This is a genomic window from Paenactinomyces guangxiensis (genome assembly GCF_016055185.1).
GTDB classification, from domain to species: domain Bacteria; phylum Bacillota; class Bacilli; order Thermoactinomycetales; family Thermoactinomycetaceae; genus Paenactinomyces; species Paenactinomyces guangxiensis.
The window spans coordinates 147,748-167,930 of record NZ_JAECVR010000005.1 but is presented as its reverse complement, the minus strand read 5'-3'; the positions used below and the strand labels follow the sequence as shown (position 1 = coordinate 167,930).

Below are 20,183 nucleotides of genomic sequence, written 5' to 3'. Positions count from 1 at the left end.
TCTTTATGTGGGGGCAAAGCGGCATATGCCAAAAAAATTTCTGATCAGGAAACAGTGGTGGTCGGGCGAGGCTGTTTAGGTTCTAACGAAGCCAGAAACTCTGCGTTGGTTTTGGTATTTTTCAATTTTTTCACAAAGGCCTCCGTATACTCATTACCGTCTGACATCGATTTGCGCAACATCCACAGTTTGTCCAGTTCGGCTTTGCTTAAAAGAAGCTCTTCGCGGCGGGTTCCGGAACGCCTGATGTCAATGGCGGGGAAAATGCGTCGTTCCGCCAGTTTGCGGTCTAAGTGCAATTCCAGGTTGCCGGTTCCTTTAAATTCTTCATAGATCACATCATCCATGCGTGATCCTGTTTCAACCAGCGCTGTAGCCAAAATGGTCAGGCTTCCGCCTTCTTCGATATTACGGGCAGCTCCAAAGAAACGTTTCGGGCGATGGAAAGCGGCGGGATCAATCCCTCCGGACAGCGTGCGGCCGCTTGGCGGAATGACCAGGTTATAAGCCCGGGCCAGGCGCGTGATGCTGTCGAGCAAAATGACGACATCTTTTTTGTGTTCAACCAGCCGTTGCGCCCTCTCCAGAACCAGTTCAGCTACTTTAATATGATTTTCCGGCAATTCATCAAAGGTGGAACTGACAACCTCCCCTTTGACGGACCGCTGCATATCGGTCACTTCCTCGGGACGTTCATCGATCAGCAACACAAACAGTTCGATCTGGGGATCATTTTCCGTGATACTGTTGGCAATCTCTTTTAACAGCATTGTTTTTCCCGCTTTGGGCTGGGCCACGATCAGGCCCCGTTGCCCCAGTCCCACAGGAGCAATAAGATCCATGACCCGGGTGGAAATTCTCTCGGGAGTGGTTTCCAGGATCAGGCGCTTCTCCGGATAAAGTGGGGTCAGAGCGGCAAAGTGCAAACGTTCTGCCGCCACATTGGGATCTTCCCCATTGACGGCTTCAACGTGCAACAATCCAAAGTATCGTTCATTTTCTTTGGGAGGCCGTACTTTTCCGGATACCAGATCGCCGGAGCGGAGGTCAAACCGGCGAATTTGCGAGGCGGAAATATAAATATCCTCAGCAGAAGGCAAAAAGTTGATCGGCCTTAAAAAGCCGTATCCTTCAGGAAGTACATCGAGGACACCTTCCATAAACATTAAACCGTCTTCTTCTGCCTTGGCCTTCAGGATCGCAAAGATCAATTCTTTCTTTTTCATCTGGCTGTAGTAGGAGATTTGATATTGCTTCGCCAGTTTGTACAACTCCGTTAACCGAAGATTCTCTAAATCACTCAATGTGAGGTCCATCAGATTATCACCACACGTTTTTCTATTAGGATTACCCCCTCTCCCAAAAGATTGAGAGGGTTTCTATAAAACCAGGTTCGGCTTTTTTTCCAGCCGATGGGTTCCATCCATAAAGCGGATCGTCCCCGTTTTGGCACGCATCACTACAGAGTGGGTTTTTGCCAGGGTTCCCTGATAGCGGACTCCTCTTAAAAGCTCCCCGTCCGTTACACCCGTCGCGGCAAAGATGGCATCTTCCCCCTTGACCAGGTCATCCATGCGCAACACTTGTTTAGGGTCCTGGATACCCATCCGGATACACCTGTCATACTGCTGTTCATCCTCAGGCATCAAGCGCCCCTGAATTTCCCCGCCGAGACATTTTAACGCAACTGCCGCCAATACTCCCTCCGGCGCTCCCCCGGAACCAAATAAAATATCAACTCCCGTATCAGGAAAACCTGTATGAATCGCCGCAGCTACATCACCATCAGGGATCAGCTTAATCCGTGCTCCCGCCTTTCTGATATCTTCAATCAGCTTGGCGTGGCGGGGACGGTCGAGCACAACAGCAACCAGATCCTCCATATCTTTGCCCTGCGCCCTGGCCACTGCCTTTAAATTATCCACCACCGGAGCATCAATGTCTACCAGTCCGACAGATTTTGGGCCAACTGCGATCTTGTCCATATACATATCAGGGGCATGCAACAGTCCGCCACGCTCAGACACAGCTACAACGGAGAGAGCATTCCACAATCCTTTGGCCACAATGTTAGTTCCTTCCAGCGGATCAACAGCTACATCTACTTCAGGCAGGTATCCCAGCCCCAACCGTTCCCCGATGTAGAGCATGGGGGCTTCATCCATTTCTCCTTCGCCAATCACAACGGTTCCGCGCATGGGAATGGTATCAAACACCTTACGCATCGCGGAAGTAGCCGCGGCATCTGCTTCATCCTTTTTGCCAAATCCCATCCAACGGGCGGAAGCAACAGCCGCAGCCTCCGTCACGCGAACAAGTTCCATGCTTAAACTTCTTTCCATATCAGTCATCTCCCTTGTTTTTCTCAGCACGCCGGCAAAAGTATGTCATAACTCCATAAATAGAGTAACATATTCCTTTCTTATGTTATACTCTAAACCTTTGCCAATCGCCAGAGAAATCGGGAGACAAAAAAGTAAGCGCTTTTTTATTCCCGCCGGATTTCCGCCTTCAGGCGGGCCAGTTTTTGTTCCAGTTGTTCATAACCACGGTCAATATGATTGGTTCCGGTGATCCATGTAACATCCTCAGCCATCAGTGCGGCAATCACCAGAGAGGCTCCGGCACGCAGATCAAAAGCATGGACCCGGGCTCCGTGAAGCGGAATCATCCCTTCCACAATGGCTGTTCTGCCCTCCACCTTGATTTTGGCCCCCATCTTTTCCAATTGGCTGACATGTTCAAAACGGGAAGAATAAATATTGTCTGTGACGAGGCTGGTTCCGTGTGCTCGGGTTAGCAGAGAGGTAAAAGGCTGTTGAAGATCGGTTGGAAAGCCGGGATACGGCAGGGTTTTAATATCGACAGGAGTATAGCGGGAACTCCCTTTGACAAAAATCGACTCTTCTTCTTCCTGGATTTGCACTCCCATTTCTCTTAATTTAGCAGAAACGGACTCCAAATGCTTGGGAATAATTTGTTCAATCAGAACTTCCCCTTCCGTTGCAGCAGCGGCAATCATATAAGTCCCGGCTTCAATGCGATCAGGGATAATGGTATGGCGGCATCCGTGCAGCCGTTTCACTCCCTGAATCCGAATGATATCTGTACCGGCTCCTTTGATGACAGCCCCCATGCTGCTCAGCAGGGTCGCAACATCGATAACCTCAGGCTCTTTAGCAGCATTTTCAATGACCGTTTTTCCGTCCGCACAGGCAGCCGCGAACATAATATTGATGGTTGCTCCAACACTGACTACATCGAGATAGATCCGCGCACCTTGCAGCTTTGGAGCAATCAGGCGGAGGACGCCATCCTCCTGCACCACCTTGGTCCCTAACGCCTGAAACCCTTTGATGTGCTGGTCGATCGGGCGCAATCCCAGGTTGCATCCGCCTGGCGTGCCAATGGTTACTTCCTTCCATTTCCCCAGTAAAACCCCCATCAGATAATAGGAGGCCCGTAATTGGTTCACCTTTTGACTCAGCACCGGCTGGTGGCGAATCGGTGAGGGGTCTATGGTTATTTCTGCACCTGTCCGGGTAACGACCGCTCCTAAATCATGCAAAACCTCTATGTAGAAAGCAACATCACGAATATCGGGGATATTTTCCAATACGGAAGGTGAATCGGCCAGCAGAGTGGCAGGAATCATCGCTAAGGCACTGTTTTTGGCTCCGCTAATCTTGACGCTTCCATGCAGGGGGTGTCCGCCTTTAATGACCAGCTTCTCCATTAGACCCTCCCTCTTTTCTATATCTCGGGCATGTTTCACCACTCGTGTGAAACCCATGTTCATCCGCGGAGATGAATAACGTCATGGTACGATCAAAAAATGAAATCCGGCGGAAGGCTGTAAAAACCTGCCGCCAGACCATCGTTGACTTATGATTGCTTCGCCCTTTGCCAATCGGCCTCAAATTTTTCAATCCCTTGATCCGTCAAAGGATGGCGCACCATTTGCTCCAGAACTTTATACGGCAGGGTAGCGATATGGGCACCGTGCAATGCCGCCTGGGTAACATGGACAGGGTGCCGGATACTGGCCGCTATGATTTCCGTGGCGATATCGTGCACATGAAAGATTTCTGCTACTTCTTGAATTAACTCAATGCCGTTCTGGCTGATATCATCCAGACGTCCGATAAACGGGCTGACAAATGTGGCTCCGGCTCTTGCGGCCATCAAAGCCTGGTTTGCGGAAAAGATCAGTGTCACGTTTGTCTGGATTCCATTCTTTGCAAAATGGTGAACCGCTTTTAAGCCCTCAATCGTCATCGGAACTTTAATGGTCACATTGTCGGAAAGAGAAGCCAGTTTTTCCCCCTCTTCAATCATCCCGTGTGATTCACGGCTCAATACTTCTGCACTGACCGGTCCGTCGACAATAGACAAAATTTCCTGCAATACCTCTTCAAATACACGGCCAGATTTTGCTACAAGACTGGGATTTGTCGTCACTCCGGATAACAGGCCCCACTCATGTACCTGGCGAATTTCCTCAACATTTGCTGTATCTATAAAGAATTTCATATAACCATTCCTCCAGTTACAGACAAAGTAGGCAAAACGGTGCTGGCAATCTTTAAGCTTTGCCCGAGCTTCCAAACAGGCGCATTTTTCCTTTGACAACTTCTTTAATGGCTTCACGTGCAGGCCCCAGATATTTGCGGGGGTCGATCATGTCCGGGTTTTTCTCTAACAGTTCACGAACCACCCGGGTGCTTGCTACCTGGTTTTCGGTGTTTACATTGATTTTTCCCACACCGAAGGAAATTGATTTTTGGATCGACTCGTCCGGCACGCCTGATCCGCCATGCAGCACAATAGGCGCTCCGATCTGCCGGCTGACTTTTTCAATAATATCGTAGCGGATTTTAGGTTCGCCTTTGTACATGCCGTGTGCAGTTCCAACGGCAATCGCCATCGCATCAACCTTCGTTTCTTCCCAGAAGCGGATGGCATCTTCCGGATTGGCGAGTGACGCATCTTCTTCGGCGACATCGAGGTCATCCTCTACACCACCAATGGTACCCAACTCGCCTTCTACCGATACCCCCACCGCATGGGCAGCTTCAACCACTTTTTTGGTTAAGCGGATATTTTCTTCCAAAGGATAATGGGAGCCGTCAAACATCACTGAAGAGAAGCCGGCCCGGATACATTTCATAACTATCTCAAAGCTGCTGCCGTGGTCCAGGTGCAGAGCGATCGGCAAGCCGGATTCTTCAGCGGCCACTCTGGACAGAGCGACGACATTATTTAATCCCATATAGCGGATGGCCCCTTCACTGGCGCCAAAAATGAGCGGAGAACGCTCCTCTTTTCCTGCTTCTGTAATCGCCTGGACATATTCCAGATTGTTAATATTAAATTGTCCGACAGCAAATTTTTCTTCTTTCGCCCGGGGCAAAAAGTAGTTCATCGAAACGAGTGGCATATGTAAGCCTCCTTTTACATATAAGTGGGATCAGCTGTGTGCAGCAAATATGTTTCCCATTGGCAGTACGTGATTATCATTGTGTCATTATAACACTCCGCCAGTCAGTTTTGAAGGAAGCTTGATCTCCGATTAGTAAAATTTTGTTTTGCTCAGGCATAGCATTCTTCTGGTTTCATCGGGAGTGGCAATTTCACGGTTCAATTCGCCGGCGATTCGGGCCACCCGTTCCACCAGTTGGGCATTGGTAGCCAGTTCCCCTTTGCGGTAGTAAATATTATCTTCCAGGCCTACGCGGACGTGCCCTCCCAAAACAATCCCCAACACGGCCATCGGTAACTGGGCGCGGCCGATACCTGCCACACTCCATGTGGCTCCTTCCGGGAGTTGCTTAATCATATGTAATAAATGGTCGGCTGTCGCCGGGATCGCTCCCGGTACCCCCATCACAAAGTCAAAGTGCAGGTGGCCGGTAAAATATCCTTTTTTCACCAATTTCATAGCATTGGCAATCATGCCCACTTCAAAGATTTCAAATTCGGGGCGAACCCCGTATCGCTCAAATTCTTCGGCAAAAGCAACCAATTGTTCAGGGGTGTTCATAAAGACACCATCGCCAAAATTAACCGTACCTGTTGTGAGGCTTGCCATTTCAGGGCGGAGCGAAAGGGGCTCTATGCGCTCTTCAATCGACATTCCCACAGCCCCACCTGTCGATACCTGCACAACGACATCACAGCGCTTCTCAATCTCTTCGATCGCCCGTCGATACATGTTTCGATCCTGCGTAGGGGCTCCATTTTCATCCCGCACGTGGATATGGACAATGGAAGCCCCGGCCTCCCGCGCCTCTGCGGCAGCTTCCCCGATTTCCACAGGAGTCACCGGCAGATAAGGGGTATCCTCTCTGGTCACTTCCGCGCCGACTAAAGCCGCTGTAATGATTAGCTTTTCCATCTTCCCTTCCCCCTGAAAACAAAAAATACAGCCTATCTTCCTTTTGGTACCACACAAGTGCCGGAAGCACGAGCAACCAAAAGCGGCTGTTTTAGCAAATGAGCGGCAAAAGGTCTGGCAGGATCCCGTTCTGTTTCAATTACTTTATATGCCTGGAAAGTAATTTTTCTTGATGTATTCCCTATTTTTTTCATCCGGCCCGTCGCTTCAATATAGTCCCCCGCATAGACAGGCGCCAAAAATTCAACGGAGTCGTAAGAGACAAAAAGGCCTTCATCCCCGTCATGGCGGATCAGAATCTCCGTCGCCACATCCCCAAACAGCGATAACACTCTTGCACCGTCCACTAAATTCCCGCCATAATGGGCATCTGCCTGACTCATGCGCACACGGATCAATCCCTCTATCATCTGGTTGCACCTCTTAGCTAATATTTTTTCCGCATTTAAGAGACTAACTGTTTCATCACTTCAGACCGCAGCTCTTCGATATCAAACGGTTTGGTAAAATGGCTCAGGGCCCCGAGACGGGAAGCCTCAGCTACCATATCCAGTTCCCCGTAAGCAGTCATCATAATCACTTTGGTTCCAGGGTCAATTTTCCGCAAGCGCCGCAAAATCTCCAGCCCGTCCATCCCCGGCATCTTCATATCCAGCAGAATTAAATCCGGCTTTTCTTTGCGGATAATCTCCAGCGCCTGTTTTCCATTGGCTGCCTGAAAAATGTCGATATGATCACCGGAAAAAACTTCCTTTAACAGTAAACGAATTCCATATTGATCATCGACGACCAGCACTTTTTTATGCGACATGTAAAGAAAAACCTCCTCCCTCGGCACCTTCGGCTCATGTACGATCTATGTTATAATGACAAAATACACAATATGTTGAATATATTTCGAGTAAGTCGTTTCTTTTCCTGCTATTGTCATAAAAAATTTGATTCTGCGGGAAAAATTGGTTCATTTATGAAATAAACGGAAGGATGTTGGCATGCCGACAATGAGAGAAGTAACCGTCGTCCCCTATGATCCTTACTGGAATGTGCTGTACGAACGGGAAGCTGGCCGGTTAAAACAGGTTTTGGGCTCCTGTCTCATCGGTCTCTACCATATTGGCAGCACCTCTGTTCCCGGTCTTGCCGCTAAACCGGTGATCGATCTCATGCCAGTGGTTAAGCAAATTGAATGGGTAGACTCATTGAATGAACAAATGGCCCGACTGGGGTACATCGCCAAAGGGGAAAACGGAATTCCGGGGCGCCGCTATTTCTATAAAGGGGAGACAGTCAGAACACACCATGTTCACATCTTTGCGGCAGGAAATCCGGAGATCAGCCGCCATCTCGCTTTTCGGGATTACTTGCGTACGCATCCCGAAGAAGCGAAGAGCTACGGTGAGTTAAAACTGAAACTGGCTCAACAGTTTCCTTTTGATATTCAAAGTTATATGGATGGTAAAGACAGCCTGGTAAAAGAGCTGGAGAAAAAAGCCCTTCGCTGGCAACAGGAAAAATCATAACGATCCGGTATCCGGGTTGAAAGGGAGGGGAACAAGTCCGGTGCGGCGGCCTTCGCTTAAAAACAAGCAAGCCGCTGAGAGACAGCAACTGTTGACCGTAACTTATTCCCCGAACTGCACAATACTCTCACAGATACCATGGCCGGACCAAGCCGACTGTTGCTTCGGACAGTCCGGAAATGGAAGAGGGCTGTTGACTCACGCTGATCCATTCCCTCTTATTCAAAGAACTCCGTATTGATCCTGATATAATCCTGTTCCTTCTCGGGAACTAACTCTTCCTGAAAAATGGCTTCTACCGGGCAAACAGGTTCACAAGCTCCGCAGTCAATACATGTGTTCGGGTCGATATAATACTGTACATCATCCCCGTGAATGGCATCAACGGGACAAACTTCCACACATTCGGCAGCTTTTTCATCTTTGCAAGGTGAGGTAATCACATACGGCATGGTTAAATCCTCCTTAGAGTAATTAAAAAGGATTAGAGATATCTATATGAATTCTATACCTTTTATATGCCTTTAATAAACAAACTCTTCAATTATATCTGTTTTTTATTAATATATCTTCGCATCCCGAAGGAAAAGGGTTAATATTTAGTATAGAGGCGCAACAGAAAAGGGGGGCTGCCATTGCGTGTTCTCATTGTTGGGGCCGGGGCTGTGGGCGGATATTTTGGCGGACGACTGGTCGAAAAAGGAGCCGACGTTACATTTTTGGTCCGGGAGCGGCGCAAACAGGAGCTGGACCGTCATGGATTGGTGATTAAAAGTGTCCACGGAGATGCAGCATTGAAAGTCAAGACACTGTTATCCGGGCAACCGGCAGATCCTTTTGACCTGATTCTTTTATCTGTAAAAGCTTATCACCTCGGGCAAACACTTGCTTCCCTTCAGCCCTATGTGGGCAAAAACACCGCCATTCTTCCACTGCTAAACGGAATCAGCCATTTGCAGGAGATCAAAAAACATTTTGGTGAAGAAGTGCTGCTGGGAGGGCTTTGTTTTATTGAATCAACGCTGAACGCACAGGGCCAGGTGGAACAATACAGCGCGATTCATGAAATCGTCTTTGGCGAACTGCATGGCGAAACCACGGAAAGAGTCCGCCAGATCGGGCAACTTTTTGCGGGTGCCAACATGCAAGCCCGCCACAGCCGGCAAATCAAAGTTGAGATGTGGAAAAAATATATTTTTATCAATGCGATGAGCGGGCTCACTTCGTTGATGAGAAGCAGTATCGGGCCTATTCTGGCTTCTCCCTTTGGCAGGGAAACATATTTGCGTTTTCTGCACGAGATTGTGGCGATTGCCAGGACACAGGAGCCTTCGCTCCCAGCTGATCTGGCGGAGAGAATCCTGTCCAACATGGAAAAGTTGGAGCCGGCGATGAAATCTTCTATGCTGCGTGACATGGAAAAAGGGCTGCCGATCGAAACAGATCATTTACACGGGGCACTGATTCAACTGGCAGCGAAAAAAATGGATCTTCCGTTGCTTAAGACTGTGTACAGCACTCTTAAAATCTATCAAAACGGGCGAAACTAAACAGATATTCAAAATAACGGCAACCACCCGGACGCGGAGGCTGCCGCTTTTTTATATCTGAACCAGTTTTTTTTCAAACGCCATAAACGGCTGGTCATGAGAAGGAAAGTAAAATTGGCCCCGCTTTTCATACCCTATGCTCTCATACAAATTCATTGCTTTGCCATTTGCCATTAAGGTATCAAGGCGAATGCTGGTATAGCCCAGCTCTTGAGCCAGTGCTTCAATCTTCTCCATCAGTATTTTGGAAATTCCCTGTCCTTGAAAATCAGGGTTGACACAAAGCCGATGTACGACTAAAAAACGGCCTGTCCTGTCTTCCCAGGGGATATCTTCATACTCGGCATCATATTGTTCGTTTAATACGACAGCTGCGGCAATTTTACCCTGATCTTCCAGCAGGTACATATCCCCTTTTTCAATGTCTTTCTTTAAATCCTCCGGTCTGGGGTAGTCTTCGCTCCACTGGTAGATGTTGTTCCGGTTCATCAGTTTGACTACCTCTCGATACAGCTGTATGACCTCTTCTGTCTGATTGATTTTCGCCTGTACGAATTTCATCTTTTGCTGCCCTTTCCTTGATCCAGATTGCTCTTCATCCTTCATTACTCTTAAATGGAACTTTATTCACACTTCATTATAAGTTTCCACGGGAGACTTGTCATAAAACCCTGACAATATTTTCCGAAAACAAAAAAGAGCTGTCCGTCAGAGGGACAGCCCGATAAAATACCTTTGGGCAACATCACATTAACACAATTCCTACAGCCGAGATAACAGCAATTAGAATGCCCAGCCCCATAAAAATAATGGGCATACTTTGTCCCTTCTGGTCCAGATGCATAAATGTAAACAACTGCAACAAGACTTGAAGGGAAGCGAGAAAAGTAATTACCCAGAAGGTTGCTTCAGGGTTGAGATATTCTCCCCATACCAGCACAAATGCAATCGCAGTAAACACGATCATCCAGAAAAAGGAGAGTACATACTTCCAGGGAGATGCCGGCTTTTGAACAGGTTTCACAGGCTGATTGTTCAATCGAGGTTCCATGGAGATCCCTCCTTGGATTGTCGAAAATTTATCCACTATTTTTATTATACAGAATAGTACCTATAACCTGCAAAAATGCCTGTTTGTTTTTTTTGGTGAAAGTGCTGTGTTGCACAGGGGGGAGGGCAGGATTTCAGCCTGACCGCATGAACACAATAAAATGCTTTCACATTTACCTATTCTGTTTTATAATGAAAGTCAGAAAAGTGAATATATATTCATTTATCCTTCGGGGCAGGGTGAAATTCCCGACCGGCGGTGATGGAATCGCTTTACCGGAGTGAAGCGCATTCCTCAGTCCGTGACCAAGTATGCCTGTTTGAGTTTCGACAAAAACGGCTGCATGGCTGTTCTGTGCCTTTGGTTTTCAAACAGGGGGTTCACTACTCTTATTTGTCCATGCCCGAAGGAAGTGTTGTGCTTAACCGCACTCTCTTTCTTCGGGCTTTCTGCTTCTCGTACGGTTGTCATCAGAGTCACAATAAGGGAGGGTGTACATCTGATGCAACATTCACATCGTTTGACGAAAATGGCTTTTTTGTCGCTGCTTTCCGGATGCTCTTTTCTGATGCAAAAGCTGGAGTTTCCGCTTCCTATGTTTCCGGTGTTCTTGAAAATCGATTTCAGCGATATTCCGGCTTTAATCGGCGGGCTGATCTATGGACCGCTGGCCGGGGTTTTGATTGAGTTTTTAAAAAATGTTCTTCACTTTATTTTTAGCGGGAGCGAAACCGGCGCTATTCCGCTTGGGCAGATGTCCAATTTCCTGTCAGGCAGCATTTTTGTGGTTGTTACGGTGCTGATCAGTAAAAAAGCAGGGCAGCTGAAAGGGTTAATCTATGGACTGGGGGCGGCCACTCTGTTGATGGCGATTGTGATGACCATCACCAACTGGTATATCCTGTTCCCGGCTTACAGTACCCTGATTCACTGGACTGTTACCGGTTCAGAAAAAATGGTTCTGGTTCTCTACGGCGTCGCACCTTTCAACATCGTCAAGGGTGCCATCATTGCAACGGTCTTTATCCCGCTCTACTTAAAGTTAAAGCCCTATCTCAATCGTCATTTGGTTTATCGGTAAAAAAGACCCAGCAGCCTGTCCGGTTGCTGGGTTTCACTGTTTATTTTATGCCGACATGTTCTTTTTGGCTTGCCCGCAGTGCAGCGGAAACAAACCCGTGGAAAAGAGGTTGCGGGCGATTGGGGCGGGAGGTAAATTCGGGATGGAACTGGGAAGCGACAAACCAGGGGTGGTTGACATACTCCACAATTTCCACCAGCCGCCCGTCCGGGGAGGTTCCCGAGAAGCGGTAGCCCACTTTTTCCAGGTCTTCGCGATACTCATTATTAAATTCGTAACGATGGCGGTGGCGCTCATAAACCAGGCCGTTGCCGTATGTTTTGGCGGCTAAGCTGTCCGGCAACAGTTTGCATGGGTAGAGGCCCAAACGCATCGTCCCGCCCAGATCTTCAATTTCTTTTTGTTCAGGCAAGAGGTCGATGACGGGATGGGGAGTGCCGGGGTCAAATTCGGAGCTGTTGGCTCCCTCAAGGTGGAGCAGGTTACGCGCCCCTTCTACACAGGCCATCTGCATCCCCAGGCAGATGCCGAGGAAGGGAATCTTTTGCTCACGCGCATAACGGGTTGCCACGATTTTTCCTTCAATTCCGCGATCCCCAAACCCGCCGGGTACAAGAATCCCGTCTACACCCCCGAGTAACTCTGCCACATTTGAGTCCCGGACTTCCTCAGAGTTCACCCATTTTACATCGATATCTGTATCGCTTGCAAAACCGGCATGGCGCAATGATTCCACGACACTCATATAAGCATCGTGCAAGGCCACGTATTTACCCACAATGGCAATGCGGGTGGTATGAGTCAAATTTTTCACTTTGTTGACCAGCCGGATCCATTCACTCATATCCGCAGGCCCGCCGTTTAACCCGAGGTGTTTGACCACAATTTCATCCAAACCTTGTTCCTGCAACATCAGCGGCACTTCATACAGTGTTTCCGCATCCCGCGCCTCGATGACGGCTTCACGGTCAATATCACAGAAAAGAGCCAGTTTTTGTTTCATCTCTTCAGCCAGCGGATATTCTGTCCGGCATACGATCACATTGGGTTGAATACCGATGCTGCGCAGTTCTTTCACGCTGTGCTGAGTCGGCTTTGTTTTCAGCTCACCGCTCGCCCTGAGCATCGGAATCAGGGTGCAGTGGATGTACATCACATTTTGGCGGCCGACATCGCTTTTTATTTGGCGTATGGCCTCCAGGAATGGCAAACTTTCAATATCCCCGACAGTTCCGCCGATTTCCGTGATCACCACATCAGCGTGGGTTTCACGCGCCGCCCGGAATACACGATCTTTGATTTCATTGGTAATATGGGGGATAACTTGTACCGTTCCCCCCAGGTAATCGCCGCGCCGCTCTTTGTTAATCACGGCTGAGTAAATTTTTCCGGTCGTGACGTTGCTGTGTTTGCTCAAGTTGATGTCAATAAAACGCTCATAGTGGCCCAGGTCCAGATCGGTTTCCGCTCCGTCATCGGTAACAAATACTTCACCGTGCTGATACGGACTCATCGTTCCCGGGTCCACGTTAATATATGGATCAAATTTTTGTATGGTTACTTTTAACCCTCGATTTTTCAACAACCGCCCCAGGGAGGCCGCAGTGATCCCTTTTCCCAGCGAGGAAACCACCCCTCCGGTCACAAAAATAAATTTAGCCATATCTATTCTCCTCCTATAAACAGGATACCCTAAAAACTTGCAAACAAAATAGAAAAAGCGCCCCTGAAACAGGGGCGCTCCTTTTTATAAAATCCGTTCTTATTGAGCCCAGAAAATAGTCTAACTGAGGAATAAAGGTTTGTCAAGCGATTAATGATCTTCTTCACTATCCTCTTCATCACTTAATTCATCTTCACCCATTTCATGTTCAAATGGGCTTTCTTCATCGTCGTTATAGTCGTCATCCAAGCTGTCTAAATTCTCCAGGTCCGGATCATTAAACTTGTCGTCCTCTTCATCATATATTTCATCTTCCAGATCGTCATCGAGATAATCATCTTTTACGTTGGCAGCAACAGCAGAATCGGTCGCCTGTTCTGTCGGATACCAGTGTCTCAGTCCCCACAGGCTTCTGCCCACACAGATAAAACGGCCGTCGATGTTCACTTCTGTGTAGAGCTGGGCAATATACCTGGCAACCTCCTCTTCTGTAAATCCTTTTAATTTTGCTACCTCGTTCATTATATCCCGATAAAGCATCGGCTCATTTTTGCTTTTTAACACATCGTAAGCCAAATCAACCATTGCTGTTTCCATGATTTTTTCTGTTGCAAGGTTGTCACTCAAAACCGGACACATCCTTCCATAGGGGTGAAGTCCATCGTCCTCCCTAGTATCTCGTACAAATATTTTATCCAAAAAACGGTTGAAGTCAACCAAGGAAACAGAATGGGTACAAATATCCCGCCTGCACGGTGCCACAGGCAAATGAGTGATCACATATTGCGGCGATATTGTCCGCCCACTTCGTACAGAGCATGGGTAATTTGGCCCAGACTGGCTACTTTAACCGTTTCCATCAGTTCGGCAAACAGGTTGCCATCTTCCTGGGCCACCTGTTTAAGCCGCTCCAGTGCCTTCGCTGCTTCCTCCCGATGATTCTCGTGGAACCGGCGAAGACGTTCAATCTGAGATTGTTTTTCTTCCGGTGTGGCCCGGGTTAATTCAATTTCAACCTCATCCGGCGGTGTTGGATTTTCAAAGGTGTTGACCCCGATAATCGGAAGCTCCCCGGAATGTTTTTTCGTTTCGTAGTAGAGAGACTCTTCCTGAATTTTGCCGCGTTGATACTGAGTCTCCATCGCCCCGAGTACACCCCCGCGGTCGCTGATCCGCTCAAATTCTTTCAATACTGCTTCTTCAACCAGATCGGTCAGTTCATCAATAATAAAGGAGCCTTGCAACGGGTTCTCATTTTTCGCCAAACCCAGCTCTTTGGTGATAATCAACTGAATCGCCATCGCCCTCCGCACAGACTCTTCCGTCGGAGTGGTAATCGCTTCATCGTAAGCATTGGTGTGCAAAGAGTTACATTGATCATAGATGGCCATCAACGCTTGCAAAGTGGTGCGGATATCGTTGAAATCAATCTCCTGCGCGTGCAGGGAACGCCCCGAGGTCTGGATGTGATATTTCAGCTTCTGGCTGCGCTCGTTGGCTCCATACAGTTTTTTCATGACAATCGCCCAGATCCGCCGGGCCACCCGGCCGATAACGGAATACTCGGCATCCAGTCCGTTACTGAAGAAGAAAGACAGATTCGGGGCAAACTGATCAATCTTCATTCCCCGGCTCAGGTAATATTCCACATAGGTAAAGGCGTTAGCCAGGGTAAACGCCAGCTGGGAGATTGGGTTTGCTCCCGCTTCGGCAATGTGATAACCGCTGATGCTGACAGAGTAGTAGTTTCTGACACCGTGATCAATAAAGTATTGCTGGATATCGCCCATCAGCTTGAGAGCAAACTCGGTGGAGAAAATACAGGTATTCTGGCCCTGGTCCTCTTTTAAAATGTCGGCCTGCACGGTTCCCCTCACCGTTTGCAAAGTGCGGGCCCGAATTTGCTCCGCCTCCTGATCCGATGGTTCCCGCCCTTGTTCCTGCCGGAACTTCTCCAGTTGCTGCTCAATCGCTGTATTGAAAAACATGGCCAAAATAATTGGCGCAGGCCCGTTGATAGTCATGGAAACGCTGGTGTTCGGGGAACACAGGTCAAACCCTTCATACAGCTTTTTCATATCTTCCAGTGTGCAAATGCTTACTCCCGATTCCCCTACTTTTCCATAAATATCAGGCCGTTCCGCCGGGTCTTCCCCGTACAGGGTCACGCTGTCAAATGCGGTGGAAAGGCGTTTGGCGGTATCGTTTTTAGACAGATAATGAAATCGCTTATTGGTACGTTCCGGGGTTCCCTCTCCGGCAAACTGCCGTTTAGGATCCTCGTCAGCCCGCTTGAATGGAAAAACTCCGGCCGTAAAAGGGAAGTGGCCGGGCAGATTTTCTTTATGCAGCCACCTGATCAGTTCTCCCCAATCTTTGTATTTGGGTAAAGCAACTTTGGGAATTCGGCTTCCGGATAAGGTTTCTGTGTAGAGCGGAGTGCTTATCTCCTTATCCCTGATCCTGGTGACAAATGTATCCCCGCGATACTTCTCCGCGATTTTGGGCCACTCTTCCAGCATCCGTTTGTTTTCAGGGGTCAGCTTTTCTACCGTTTTCTGCTCAACTTCATCAAGTTGGACAGTTAATGTTTGATCATTTCCCGCCTGGTCCAACAGCTGTCTGGTTCCGCGGATCTGATACAGCTGGCTGGCCACCTCTGCCTGTTGTTTGGATTCTTCGTGATATTTGCGGACGGTGTTGGATATATCACGCAGATAATAAGTCCGTTCGGGTGGAATAATGTATCGCAGTTCCATCTTTTGTCCGGTCACATCTAAAGAGGAGTTCCAGGAAAGGCCCATTTTTTCATTGATCTTATCGATGAGTGCACGGTAAAAAATATTGGTGCCCGGATCGTTGAAACGGCTGGCCATCGTACCGTAGACGGGAATTTCATCATCCGGGACGTGGAACAGGTTATGGTTGCGGCGATATTGTTTTTTTACATCGCGCAGGGCATCTTCGGAACCTTTGCGGTCAAATTTATTGATCGCCACCAAATCAGCGTAGTCTAGCATTTCAATCTTTTCCAGCTGAGAGGGTGCCCCGAATTCTGCGGTCATCACATAGACGGACAGGTCACTCACCTGAACGACATCTGCATTCCCCTGCCCGATTCCGCTTGTTTCAACGAGAATGCAGTCATATCCGGCCCGTTTCATCACGGCGATGGACTCACGAATCGCCCCGCTCAGTTCGGAGCGCGTACGGCGGGTCGCTAAACTGCGCATGTAAGCGCGGGGATGATGGACAGCATTCATGCGGATGCGGTCTCCCAGCAAGGCTCCGCCGGTTTTTTGCTTGGACGGGTCAATAGACAGAACGGCGATTTTCTTGTCAGGAAAATCATGCAAAAAGCGCCGGACCAGCTCATCGGTGAGGGAGCTTTTACCCGCCCCGCCCGTTCCGGTGATCCCGATGACCGGAATAGCGGTATCTGTGTCACTTGTATGGATCAGGTCAGCAAACAGGGTTGCAGCCGTTTCCCGGATTTGCTCATTTTCCGCCGCTTCTTCCGCATAAGTGAGAAGCCTGGCAATCGCCCTTTTATCTCCTGCTTTCAAAGCGTCCAGCTCCCAGGAAATTTCGCGGACCACTGGGAAATCAGTCTCCCGCACCATACAATTAATAATGCCCTGCAATCCGAGATTCCTCCCGTCCTGTGGTGAAAACACTTTGCTCACCCCGTAGCTTTCCAGCTCCCGAATCTCACGCGGGACAATCACACCTCCTCCCCCTCCGAAGACGCGAATATGGGAAGCACCACGTTCCTTCAGCAAATCAACCATATACTTAAAAAACTCCATATGTCCCCCCTGATAAGAGGAGACAGCAATTCCCTGTACATCTTCCTGAATGGCCGCTTCGACAATCTCATCCACCGAACGGTTATGCCCCATATGGATCACTTCCACGCCTGATGCCTGCAACAGCCTCCGGAACAGATTGATTGAGGCATCATGTCCGTCAAACAGGCTGGCTGCCGTGACGAAGCGGACCGCGTGCTTAGGACGATAGATTTCCGTTTCCATCCCGATTCCCTCCAGACGTAAACTCACCTAACAAGAGAGCCATTTGTCTCTCTGTATACTCCTCTAAATCGTAATACCGGCCTAATGCCCAGTGGCGAAAGGTCCACATCTGTCCGATCACCATAATATTGTGAGCCATTAATTTCACCGAAGACGGGTTCATATTCAGTGTTCCGTCTTTCATTCCTTTTTCCAGGATCCGTTCAAAGATGGCGGTAATCTCTTCTTCTTTTTTCAGGACATAGCTCATTTTGTCTTTGGGCAGAGATTTTGTTTCCTGATAAATCAGCAAGACAGATGTCCGCATCTCGCCCATCACTTTAAATAACTGCTTTAATCCTTTGCGCAGAGAATCAATTCCCGAATCTTCTTCCGACACCGATTCTTGCAGCCTGTGCTCCAATTCTGAATGAATATAGTCGCAAACAAGGTAAAGAACATCTTCTTTGCTCTGGATATACTCATACATCGTTCCTATAGACAGCCCGCACTCTCTGGCGATCTCACGGGTTGTTGTCTTGTGGAAGCCTTTTTTGACAAATAACCGAACGGCTCCGTCAATAATTTGCTGTCTGCGCTGTTCAATCAAGCGCTGATCTTTAATCATCGAGGGGATTAGTTTGGAGTGCTTTTTCACTTATATTTCACCCCCAGTTTTGCCCAGCACTCGTTCCAGCCACTCGCGCGCCACTTGCTGGGGAACTTTTTTTCTCTCGGCAACTTGTTGCAGTTCCATTTGGAATTCCGGTTTGCTTAATTCCAGTTCCAGCCGGCGGCGAAGCATGTCTTCAATCACTTCCTGTACTTCTTCCTTCAGGTGGCGTTTCCTGCGCCCTGACCATTCCCCCCGCTCTTCCAAATAGCGGCGGTGTTTGTTCATCTGCGCCCAGAGGTTTTCAATGCCTTCATTTTTTGTGCTGACTGTTTGTACGATGGGAGGTCGCCAGGAATGGCTCTGTTTCACCAGATCCAACAGTTCTTCAATCTCTGCCTGCAAACGAGCGGCTCCCGGTAGATCAGCCTTGTTGATAATAAACAGATCGGCTGCCTCCATAATCCCCGCTTTAAACACCTGGACCACATCCCCGGCTCCGGGGTTCAATACCAGAGCTACGGTATCGGCGATGTTCATGATGTCCAATTCCGCTTGTCCGACGCCAACCGTTTCAATCAGAACCACATCATATCCGGCCGCGTCCAAAACCCGGGCAGCTTCCTTGGCGGCTCTCGACAATCCTCCCAGACTTCCGCGGCTCCCCATGCTGCGGATAAAAACATCCTTATCCAGCGCGTGTCTGGTCATCCGCACCCGGTCACCGAGAATCGCACCGCCCGTAAAGGGACTGGTCGGATCGACGGCAATCACTCCAACTGTCTTTTTTTGCCCGCGCAGATGGTGAATCAACCCGTCTAGCAGGGAACTTTTCCCCGCTCCGGGTGGCCCGGTAATTCCGATGAGCCAGGCGTTTCCAGTGAAAGGGTACAGTTGCTCCAAAATCTTTGTTTTCTGCGGATCGCCATTCTCGATTCGGCTGATCAGACGGGCGATGTGCCGTTTCTCTTTGTTGCGGATCAGCCGAAGCCAATCATCCATCCTCTCGTTCCCCCTGGTGATTCAAATTACTCTTTCAACAGGTAGTTTGAAATAACGACCCGTTGGATTTCATTGGTCCCTTCGTAAATTTGCGTGATCTTGGCATCGCGCATCATCCGTTCCACCGGATATTCCCGGGTGTATCCGTATCCGCCGAAAATCTGGACCGCTTCGGTTGTGACCTGCATCGCGATATCACCGGCAAACAGCTTCGCCATCGCAGACGCTTTACCGTATGGAAGCCCGTTGCTTTCCAACCAGGCGGCTTGATATGTCAACAGACGGGCTGCTTCTACCTGTGTCGCCATATCGGCCAATTTAAACTGGATCGCTTGCAACTGGCTGAGCGGCTTGCCAAACTGCTTTCTCTCTTTGGCATAGGCGAGTGCGGCATCCAGCGCCCCCTGGGCAATTCCAACTGCCTGAGCGGCAATTCCGTTACGTCCGCCATCCAGAGTCATCATCGCGATTTTAAACCCTTGCCCTTCTTCGCCCAAACGTTGGCTCGCCGGAATCCGGCAATTGTCAAAAATAATTTCCAGTGTCGGGGAAGAACGAATCCCTAATTTTTTCTCTTTTTTGCCAAAGGAGAAGCCGGGTGTACCCTTTTCCACGATAAACGCGGTAATGCCTTTATGCTTTAACGCCGGATCTGTCACAGCAAAAACCACATAGATCTCCGCATCCCCGCCATTGGTGATAAATATTTTGCTGCCGTTTAAGATATAGTCGTCCCCGTCCCGGACGGCTGTTGTTTTCATCCCGGCAGCGTCCGAACCGGAGCCGGGCTCTGTCAAACCATAGGCGCCCAGCTTTTTCCCTTCGGCCATCGGACGCAGAAAACGCTGCTTTTGCTCTGGTGAGCCAAATTTATAAAGGGGCCAGCCGGCCAAGGAGATATGTGCCGATAAAGTAACTCCGGTAGAGGCACAAACACGGGACAGCTCTTCCACTGCAATCACATAGCTCAAGTAATCAGCTCCGCCTCCCCCGACCTCTTCATCCCAGGGGATTCCGGCAAGGCCAAGTTCCCCCATCTTGTCAAAGATGGTACGGTCAAATATTTCTTTTTCGTCCCGCTCTGCTGCGGTTGGAGCTACTTCATTAAGCGCAAATTCTCTCACCATTTTGCGCATCATTTCGTGCTCTTCACTCAAACGGAATTGCATCGCGATTCTCCCCTTTGCTGCGGTGTGGAAATCTTTTTACTGTGAAAGTGTGTGTCTCACAGGGGGGAGGGCAGGATTTCTGTCTCGCTTCAGATTGGCGCCCTGCGAGGAAGCAGAAATGGCC

20 protein-coding genes are annotated in these 20,183 nt (G+C 49.0%); 3 read left to right on the top strand and 17 right to left on the bottom strand.

Annotated features, from left to right (window positions below; genetic code table 11):
• Nucleotides 1–44 precede the first annotated feature (44 nt).
• The 8 genes from rho to I8U27_RS07320 form a co-directional block, all read right to left on the bottom strand.
• Nucleotides 45–1,316, bottom strand: a complete 1,272-nt coding sequence (gene rho / locus I8U27_RS07355; RefSeq protein WP_181751265.1) for a transcription termination factor Rho — start codon at nucleotides 1,314–1,316, stop codon at nucleotides 45–47.
• Between the two features lie 63 nt (nucleotides 1,317–1,379).
• The gene (glpX, locus tag I8U27_RS07350) at nucleotides 1,380–2,342 is read right to left on the bottom strand and encodes a class II fructose-bisphosphatase (RefSeq protein ID WP_181751266.1); all 963 of its coding nucleotides are present in this window, start codon (nucleotides 2,340–2,342) and stop codon (nucleotides 1,380–1,382) included.
• A 146-nt stretch (nucleotides 2,343–2,488) separates the two neighbouring features.
• Complete coding sequence (locus tag I8U27_RS07345) at nucleotides 2,489–3,736, bottom strand: UDP-N-acetylglucosamine 1-carboxyvinyltransferase (RefSeq protein ID WP_181751267.1); 1,248 nt, start codon at nucleotides 3,734–3,736, stop codon at nucleotides 2,489–2,491.
• A gap of 149 nt (nucleotides 3,737–3,885) precedes the next feature.
• Complete coding sequence (gene fsa, locus I8U27_RS07340; RefSeq protein WP_181751268.1) at nucleotides 3,886–4,533, bottom strand: fructose-6-phosphate aldolase; 648 nt, start codon at nucleotides 4,531–4,533, stop codon at nucleotides 3,886–3,888.
• 52 nt (nucleotides 4,534–4,585) lie between these two features.
• Nucleotides 4,586–5,440 carry a class II fructose-1,6-bisphosphate aldolase gene (fba, locus tag I8U27_RS07335; RefSeq protein ID WP_181751269.1) on the bottom strand — a complete coding sequence of 285 codons (855 nt, stop codon included), beginning with the start codon at nucleotides 5,438–5,440 and terminating at the stop codon, nucleotides 4,586–4,588.
• 132 nt (nucleotides 5,441–5,572) lie between these two features.
• Nucleotides 5,573–6,397 carry a 3-keto-5-aminohexanoate cleavage enzyme gene (gene kce, locus I8U27_RS07330; protein WP_181751270.1) on the bottom strand — a complete coding sequence of 275 codons (825 nt, stop codon included), beginning with the start codon at nucleotides 6,395–6,397 and terminating at the stop codon, nucleotides 5,573–5,575.
• Between the two features lie 32 nt (nucleotides 6,398–6,429).
• Nucleotides 6,430–6,807, bottom strand: a complete 378-nt coding sequence (gene kal, locus I8U27_RS07325) for a 3-aminobutyryl-CoA ammonia lyase (protein ID WP_198065855.1) — start codon at nucleotides 6,805–6,807, stop codon at nucleotides 6,430–6,432.
• Between the two features lie 35 nt (nucleotides 6,808–6,842).
• Nucleotides 6,843–7,208, bottom strand: coding sequence for a response regulator (locus I8U27_RS07320; RefSeq protein WP_181751271.1), 366 nt, complete (start codon nucleotides 7,206–7,208; stop codon nucleotides 6,843–6,845).
• Nucleotides 7,209–7,389: 181 nt separating this feature from the next.
• Here I8U27_RS07320 and I8U27_RS07315 point away from each other — a divergent pair, with 181 nt between their 5' ends.
• Nucleotides 7,390–7,917: a GrpB family protein gene (locus I8U27_RS07315; protein ID WP_374057912.1), complete on the top strand. Its 528-nt coding sequence runs from the start codon at nucleotides 7,390–7,392 to the stop codon at nucleotides 7,915–7,917.
• A 218-nt stretch (nucleotides 7,918–8,135) separates the two neighbouring features.
• Here the strand turns inward: I8U27_RS07315 and I8U27_RS07310 are convergent, their stop codons facing one another.
• The gene (locus I8U27_RS07310; protein ID WP_181751272.1) at nucleotides 8,136–8,369 is read right to left on the bottom strand and encodes an indolepyruvate ferredoxin oxidoreductase subunit alpha; all 234 of its coding nucleotides are present in this window, start codon (nucleotides 8,367–8,369) and stop codon (nucleotides 8,136–8,138) included.
• A gap of 183 nt (nucleotides 8,370–8,552) precedes the next feature.
• Between I8U27_RS07310 and I8U27_RS07305 the strand changes: the two genes are divergently transcribed.
• Nucleotides 8,553–9,467, top strand: coding sequence for a ketopantoate reductase family protein (locus I8U27_RS07305; protein ID WP_181751273.1), 915 nt, complete (start codon nucleotides 8,553–8,555; stop codon nucleotides 9,465–9,467).
• A 51-nt stretch (nucleotides 9,468–9,518) separates the two neighbouring features.
• Here I8U27_RS07305 and I8U27_RS07300 read toward each other — a convergent pair whose 3' ends face one another.
• Nucleotides 9,519–10,028, bottom strand: a complete 510-nt coding sequence (locus tag I8U27_RS07300) for a GNAT family N-acetyltransferase (RefSeq protein WP_181751274.1) — start codon at nucleotides 10,026–10,028, stop codon at nucleotides 9,519–9,521.
• A 184-nt stretch (nucleotides 10,029–10,212) separates the two neighbouring features.
• On the bottom strand, nucleotides 10,213–10,518 hold the full coding sequence (locus I8U27_RS07295) for a cytochrome C oxidase subunit IV family protein (protein WP_181751275.1): 306 nt from the start codon (nucleotides 10,516–10,518) through the stop codon (nucleotides 10,213–10,215).
• 502 nt (nucleotides 10,519–11,020) lie between these two features.
• Here I8U27_RS07295 and I8U27_RS07290 point away from each other — a divergent pair.
• Nucleotides 11,021–11,599: an ECF transporter S component gene (locus I8U27_RS07290; protein WP_181751276.1), complete on the top strand. Its 579-nt coding sequence runs from the start codon at nucleotides 11,021–11,023 to the stop codon at nucleotides 11,597–11,599.
• A 40-nt stretch (nucleotides 11,600–11,639) separates the two neighbouring features.
• Here the strand turns inward: I8U27_RS07290 and I8U27_RS07285 are convergent, their stop codons facing one another.
• From I8U27_RS07285 to I8U27_RS07260, 6 genes are all read right to left on the bottom strand, one after another.
• Nucleotides 11,640–13,262, bottom strand: coding sequence for a CTP synthase (locus I8U27_RS07285; protein WP_181751277.1), 1,623 nt, complete (start codon nucleotides 13,260–13,262; stop codon nucleotides 11,640–11,642).
• A gap of 150 nt (nucleotides 13,263–13,412) precedes the next feature.
• Nucleotides 13,413–13,889: a DNA-directed RNA polymerase subunit delta gene (gene rpoE, locus I8U27_RS07280; protein ID WP_232345294.1), complete on the bottom strand. Its 477-nt coding sequence runs from the start codon at nucleotides 13,887–13,889 to the stop codon at nucleotides 13,413–13,415.
• A gap of 149 nt (nucleotides 13,890–14,038) precedes the next feature.
• On the bottom strand, nucleotides 14,039–17,296 hold the full coding sequence (gene icmF, locus I8U27_RS07275; RefSeq protein WP_181751279.1) for a fused isobutyryl-CoA mutase/GTPase IcmF: 3,258 nt from the start codon (nucleotides 17,294–17,296) through the stop codon (nucleotides 14,039–14,041).
• On the bottom strand, nucleotides 17,271–17,933 hold the full coding sequence (locus tag I8U27_RS07270) for a TetR/AcrR family transcriptional regulator (protein ID WP_309506108.1): 663 nt from the start codon (nucleotides 17,931–17,933) through the stop codon (nucleotides 17,271–17,273). Before I8U27_RS07270 ends, icmF begins: the two co-directional genes overlap by 26 nt.
• Entirely contained in the window at nucleotides 17,934–18,890 is a 957-nt protein-coding gene (meaB, locus tag I8U27_RS07265; RefSeq protein WP_181751280.1) for a methylmalonyl Co-A mutase-associated GTPase MeaB, read from the bottom strand. It abuts the gene before it with no gap.
• A gap of 26 nt (nucleotides 18,891–18,916) precedes the next feature.
• On the bottom strand, nucleotides 18,917–20,059 hold the full coding sequence (locus tag I8U27_RS07260) for an acyl-CoA dehydrogenase (RefSeq protein WP_181751281.1): 1,143 nt from the start codon (nucleotides 20,057–20,059) through the stop codon (nucleotides 18,917–18,919).
• Between the last annotated feature and the right edge of the window lie 124 nt (nucleotides 20,060–20,183).

Excerpts from the sequence above, each read along its gene's own strand:
- rho (WP_181751265.1), bottom strand. The coding sequence starts at position 1,316 with ATGGACCTCACATTGAGTGATTTAGAGAATCTTCGGTTAACGGAGTTG.
- glpX (WP_181751266.1), bottom strand. The coding sequence starts at position 2,342 with ATGGAAAGAAGTTTAAGCATGGAACTTGTTCGCGTGACGGAGGCTGCG.
- I8U27_RS07345 (WP_181751267.1), bottom strand. The coding sequence starts at position 3,736 with ATGGAGAAGCTGGTCATTAAAGGCGGACACCCCCTGCATGGAAGCGTC.
- fsa (WP_181751268.1), bottom strand. The coding sequence starts at position 4,533 with ATGAAATTCTTTATAGATACAGCAAATGTTGAGGAAATTCGCCAGGTA.
- fba (WP_181751269.1), bottom strand. The coding sequence starts at position 5,440 with ATGCCACTCGTTTCGATGAACTACTTTTTGCCCCGGGCGAAAGAAGAA.
- kce (WP_181751270.1), bottom strand. The coding sequence starts at position 6,397 with ATGGAAAAGCTAATCATTACAGCGGCTTTAGTCGGCGCGGAAGTGACC.
- kal (WP_198065855.1), bottom strand. The coding sequence starts at position 6,807 with ATGATAGAGGGATTGATCCGTGTGCGCATGAGTCAGGCAGATGCCCAT.
- I8U27_RS07320 (WP_181751271.1), bottom strand. The coding sequence starts at position 7,208 with ATGTCGCATAAAAAAGTGCTGGTCGTCGATGATCAATATGGAATTCGT.
- I8U27_RS07315 (WP_374057912.1), top strand. The coding sequence starts at position 7,390 with ATGCCGACAATGAGAGAAGTAACCGTCGTCCCCTATGATCCTTACTGG.
- I8U27_RS07310 (WP_181751272.1), bottom strand. The coding sequence starts at position 8,369 with ATGCCGTATGTGATTACCTCACCTTGCAAAGATGAAAAAGCTGCCGAA.
- I8U27_RS07300 (WP_181751274.1), bottom strand. The coding sequence starts at position 10,028 with ATGAAATTCGTACAGGCGAAAATCAATCAGACAGAAGAGGTCATACAG.
- I8U27_RS07295 (WP_181751275.1), bottom strand. The coding sequence starts at position 10,518 with ATGGAACCTCGATTGAACAATCAGCCTGTGAAACCTGTTCAAAAGCCG.
- I8U27_RS07290 (WP_181751276.1), top strand. The coding sequence starts at position 11,021 with ATGCAACATTCACATCGTTTGACGAAAATGGCTTTTTTGTCGCTGCTT.
- I8U27_RS07285 (WP_181751277.1), bottom strand. The coding sequence starts at position 13,262 with ATGGCTAAATTTATTTTTGTGACCGGAGGGGTGGTTTCCTCGCTGGGA.
- icmF (WP_181751279.1), bottom strand. The coding sequence starts at position 17,296 with ATGGAAACGGAAATCTATCGTCCTAAGCACGCGGTCCGCTTCGTCACG.
- meaB (WP_181751280.1), bottom strand. The coding sequence starts at position 18,890 with ATGGATGATTGGCTTCGGCTGATCCGCAACAAAGAGAAACGGCACATC.
- I8U27_RS07260 (WP_181751281.1), bottom strand. The coding sequence starts at position 20,059 with ATGCAATTCCGTTTGAGTGAAGAGCACGAAATGATGCGCAAAATGGTG.